The sequence below is a fragment of the Pseudomonas protegens genome (genome assembly GCF_003732485.1).
Lineage (GTDB): Bacteria > Pseudomonadota > Gammaproteobacteria > Pseudomonadales > Pseudomonadaceae > Aquipseudomonas > Aquipseudomonas protegens_B.
On sequence record NZ_MOAK01000045.1, the window covers coordinates 100,589 to 105,283 of the forward strand.

The 4,695-nt window shown below is 58.0% G+C and carries 3 protein-coding genes; 1 reads left to right on the top strand and 2 read right to left on the bottom strand.

Features of this window, described 5'->3' with window-relative positions; translation table 11 throughout:
• A partial coding sequence (locus tag BLX41_RS11390; protein WP_148059708.1) for a TonB-dependent siderophore receptor occupies positions 1–2,338 on the top strand: 2,338 nt, incomplete at its 5' end.
• A 492-nt stretch (positions 2,339–2,830) separates the two neighbouring features.
• Here BLX41_RS11390 and BLX41_RS11400 read toward each other — a convergent pair.
• The gene (locus tag BLX41_RS11400) at positions 2,831–3,457 is read right to left on the bottom strand and encodes a hypothetical protein (RefSeq protein ID WP_221179200.1); all 627 of its coding nucleotides are present in this window, start codon (positions 3,455–3,457) and stop codon (positions 2,831–2,833) included.
• A gap of 612 nt (positions 3,458–4,069) precedes the next feature.
• On the bottom strand, positions 4,070–4,695 hold a 626-nt coding region (locus BLX41_RS33610; RefSeq protein ID WP_221179201.1), incomplete at its 5' end, for a hypothetical protein.

The window sequence follows — 4,695 nt, forward strand, 5'->3', positions numbered from 1 at the left end:
TTTCGATATTCCTGCACAGTCCCTGGGCAGCGCCTTGCAGACATTCGGCCAGCAAGCCGACCTGCAAGTGCTCTACAACCAGGACAGCGTCCAGGGCAAGCGCAGCACGGCGATCAAGGGCTCGTTGCAGCCCGACCAGGCCCTGTCGCAACTGCTGCGGGGGACCGGGGTGAGTTATCAGCGGCAAGGCAACACCGTGACCCTGGCGCAAAGCAGTGGGACTGTGGAGCTGGGGACCACAAACATTTCCACTCAGGGGCTGGGGAGCACCACTGAGGGGACCGGTTCCTACACCACCGGGCAAAGCAACTCGGCTACGCGCATGGATTTGTCCCTGCGTGAAACGCCGCAGTCGGTGAGCGTCATCACCCGCCAGCAGATGGATGACCAAGGGTTGACCGAACTGGCGCACGTCATGCAGCAAACCCCCGGGATCACGGTCAACCGCGAGAGTTCCGAAGGCTACGTGTATTACTCGCGGGGCTTTGAAATCCAGAACTTCCAGTACGACGGCATTCCCAGCCTGGGCACCGACGGCGGCAACATCCGCGACAACTACAGCATCGGCAACACCCTGATCTACGACCGTATCGAAGTGCTCAAGGGCGCCACCGGCCTGGTCAACGGCATCGGCTATCCGTCCGGGGTGATCAACATGGTGCGCAAGCGCCCCACCCGGGAATTCCAGGGCCACGTCGCCGCCGGCGCCGGTTCCTGGGACCGCTACACCAGCGAAGTGGACGTTTCCGGCCCGCTGGTGGAAGGCGGTGCGATACGCGGACGGATGGTGGCCGGCACCGGCAAGCGCAACAGCTTCATCGACTATCAGAAAGGTGAACAGAATGTCTTCTACGGCATTCTCGAAGGCGACCTGAGCGATTCCACCACCCTCAGCGTCGGCTACGACTACCAGAAGAACAACAACGACGCCACGACCAACACCAGCTTGCCGGTGTTCTACAAGAACGGTAATCGGATCAAGTTCTCCCGTTCCACCAACCCGGCGGACAAGTTCGCCTACCGCAACCAGGAAACCCAGCACGCCTTTGTCGGCCTCGATCACCAGTTCGACAACGACTGGACCTTCAAGGCGACGGTCAACACGCGCAAGTACACCTCGCGGGAAATCATCGCCGGCATGTCCAGCGAGCACGTCAATCTCGACAACAGCCAGGACTATGGCTACCTGCCACCGGGCGGCGTGGCCAACTTCGGCTCCAACAGCGACGAGAAGTCCTTCGATGCCTATGCCAAGGGCCCGTTCTCACTGTTTGGGCGCACCCATGAACTGGTGCTGGGCTACAACTATTCCCACGCCACCACCCGCTCCAAACGTATCGACGGCACCACCACCAAAGTCATCGACGACGTGCTGAACTGGAACAACAGCATGCCCTACCCGACCGACTGGGCCTGGTGGTCGACCTTCGACATCAAGAGCACCCAGAAAGTCTCCTACGCGGCGGTGATCCTCAAGCCCACCGACGCCCTGAACTTCATACTCGGCGCCCGGGTCACCGACTACGACTGGCAGATCGATCGGGTCAACGCCCTGCGCCAACTGCCGCGCATCTCCACCACCAACTCCGGGGAAGTCATTCCCTATGCCGGCATCACCTATGACCTGGACGACTACCACACGGTCTACGCCAGCTACACCGACATCTTCAAGCCACAGCCCTACAGCCTGGACGTAAGCGGCAAGTCCCTGGAGCCGCTGACCGGGCAGAGCTACGAAGTGGGGATCAAGGGTGAATACTTCGACCGTCGCCTGAACGCCAGCCTGGCGCTGTTCCAGCTCAAGCAGGACAACCTTGGCGAGAATGCAGGCGTCATGGGCGTTGACGGCTTCGAGGCCATGCGCGCGATCAAGGGCGCCACCACCAACGGCATCGAACTGGAAATGGCCGGTGAAGTGCTGCCGGACTGGAACGTCAACGCCGGCTACGTCTACCAGGAGTCCTACGACGCCAATGACAAACGCGTGGCCACCACCCAGCCACAGCACTTGTTCAAGGTAGCCACCACCTATCGCCTGCCTGGCGAACTGAACAAAGTCACCGTAGGCGGCAACATGCAATGGCAGAGCTCGACCTCCTTCGTCGACAACAGTTTCGTCGATGCCGCCTACAACCAACTGCCCAGCCACAAATTCACCCGTGCCAGCTACGCCGTGGTGGGCCTGATGAGCAGCTACGACTTCAACCAGAACCTCAAGGCCACGGTCAACCTGAACAACGTCTTCGACCGCAACTACTACAGCGGTATCGGCACCTACAACTCGATCTACTACGGCGACCCGCGCAACGTCATGTTCAACGTCAAATACAGCTTCTGATTCCCCCTAGTTGAACCCCTCCCTGCCCCGGTCACCGGGGCGGGGATTTTTTTGTCCGCAGCGCCAGCATCGACCTGATGGTTCGCCCTCGGTCTTCGGCATACGCATTGGTATTGGTATTGGATTTTCGTAGGAGCCGGCTTGCCGGCGAAGAGGCCCGCAAGCCATGCAGCGTCTGGGCTGACGCCTTCGCTGGCAAGCCAGCTCGATGAGCGCGAACGCCAGTAGTGTGTGTGAGCCACAACAGCATTACGTCGCGCTCTGGCAGACGGCCAGTCACGGATGCTACGCGGATCAGGTGTTTGAATTGTCCAGGGCGAAAGGATGTTGCTCAGGGGACGGATCCAGTCATGGGGCTCTCTATCAGGATTGGTGACGAATCACGAACGATCCTGAGAGAGTTGGCAGCGGACCTCCTGAATAGCTTACAGGCCCGCATGCCGTGGTGTTCACGGAAAATTGGAGTAGGGCCCCGCCTGCGGAGCATCTGGATCAACCGTAGAAGGTCACGCGGACGGGCTTACCGTCCCACTTGTGCAAATCGCCATGCCAACGCTTGCCGGCGGTAATGGGGTGCTTGCCAGTCGCCCGGCGCATTTCCTCTTTTGCATCGTGATCGAACTCGCCCGGCTTCGGCTCACTGTGCCCGGTCATGCTTTGATCACTCTTCTCTGTCACGTTCGCACGGATCAAACGCACTACCACACCACGGTCGGACGGCACACGGACAACCTGAAAGAAACTCGCGTTTGTCTGCTCGTAGCCCCACACGCTAACCATGATGTCGCCCTCGACCAGCTCATGCGCAGTCTGTAGACGGGCACGCTTGAAGTCTTCGCGCTCAGTTTCCTGGGCCACATAGTCAGCAAGAGTGCGATCACGGTAATCAGCATCCGGAAAGACGATGCAATGGGAAGGCTTGGACTGGCGCCCCTTGTACGTGACGAATGCAGGGCCTTTGTTTGACTGGTAGCAGTAGGCAACCACCGCCGCGGCCGGATAATCGCGGATTTTGGAGTTTTCAGGTATATCGCGTGCCTTCACAGGCTTTTTGCCCTTCGACATTGCTTTGCTAGATGTTTGAGCCGGCTTTTGATTTGGCTGTGCTGAGTGATTCATGTCGTTTTCCCCCTGGGTTGTGAACATTGTTTCGCTGAGTGTCTTTCGCCGTGGCACAAGGTCGATTGGCCGGGAAAGGAGCGTTGCAAGGGCGGAATCCGAGGCCGCAGCTAAGGGAGCGCAGCGAGTCTGAACGGGGGAGGATGCAGGGCGTAGCCGCACCCTTGTAATGCGGCACGGCCGATCTACCGTTAGTGCAGGCGAAAGAGAATCAGCGAGGCATACACCCGATCGCGCAGACGACATGAACACGGCTTGATTGCAGGGCGAAGCGCTGCAAACGGCGGTTGAAAACCGCCGTGAGTGTTCGGAACGAATACTCGCTGTTGCTCTGCCGGCAAGCAAAGCGCGCAGGCCGTCAGGCCGGAGGGGTTAGGGATTGATGCCCGAAGGGGCGAGACAGGTCGGCTGTTTGACCTGGCTCGATGCGCAGCACGAAAGCCCGGCCCGCTGCGCAGCAAGGGTAACGCCCTAGTACCGGCGAATCAGCCTTAGCTCGAAAGACCAATTCAACTTTAGCCTGTTCACGAACGTACTTCTTTTTACTACACATACCGAAAAGAGCCCAACCGATTGGCTGGGCTGACGTTTTGCAGGGGTTCAGGTACGGAATCAGGGACCTTTAGACGCGGATATAGCATCTATACCAAAAGCTCCAAGCCCAGTGATGCGGACAAAGCGGTACGGCCACCCTGGGGGCATAGCAATGGATGTTTGTGGAACAGTTTGCCGTCGATAAAGGTCTACGGAGGCCCCTATTAGAGCACCAGAGCTTCGGAAGAACTCAACTTTTGCATTGAGGGCAAGACCTTGATCAAAAACAACGAGGCCGTCAGAGCTGGGTATGTCGGAACCAAAATCTAAGGTAAGCGCGCCTGCAACTACCATAGTCGCAAATTGGTTATTGGGCTTACCTAGAGCGTTATTCGGGTTCAGTACGAGCAACGGTGTAGTTAATGGTGGTGGGGAGTTATTCCCATTGACTGCACTATGAACAGTGCTTGCATAAGCAGCGGGATACTTAATATTAAAGGCAATTTCATTTGCACTATTGTAACGAACAGCATTAAATCGTGCATCTACAAAATACTTAAACGGAGGTCTGCCCACGCCCGGTTGGCATTGCGCGAAGCCAATTCCTGCCTTTGTGACTTTTCTCCAAACAAAAGCCGCCCAGTCACGCCATAGCCCGCTCATCGTATTATTATAAGGGTAAAGCCCACCACCAGCTCCCCAAG

Coding starts and splice junctions, on each gene's coding strand:
- BLX41_RS11400 (WP_221179200.1), bottom strand. CDS start 3,457: ATGAATCACTCAGCACAGCCAAATCAAAAGCCGGCTCAAACATCTAGC.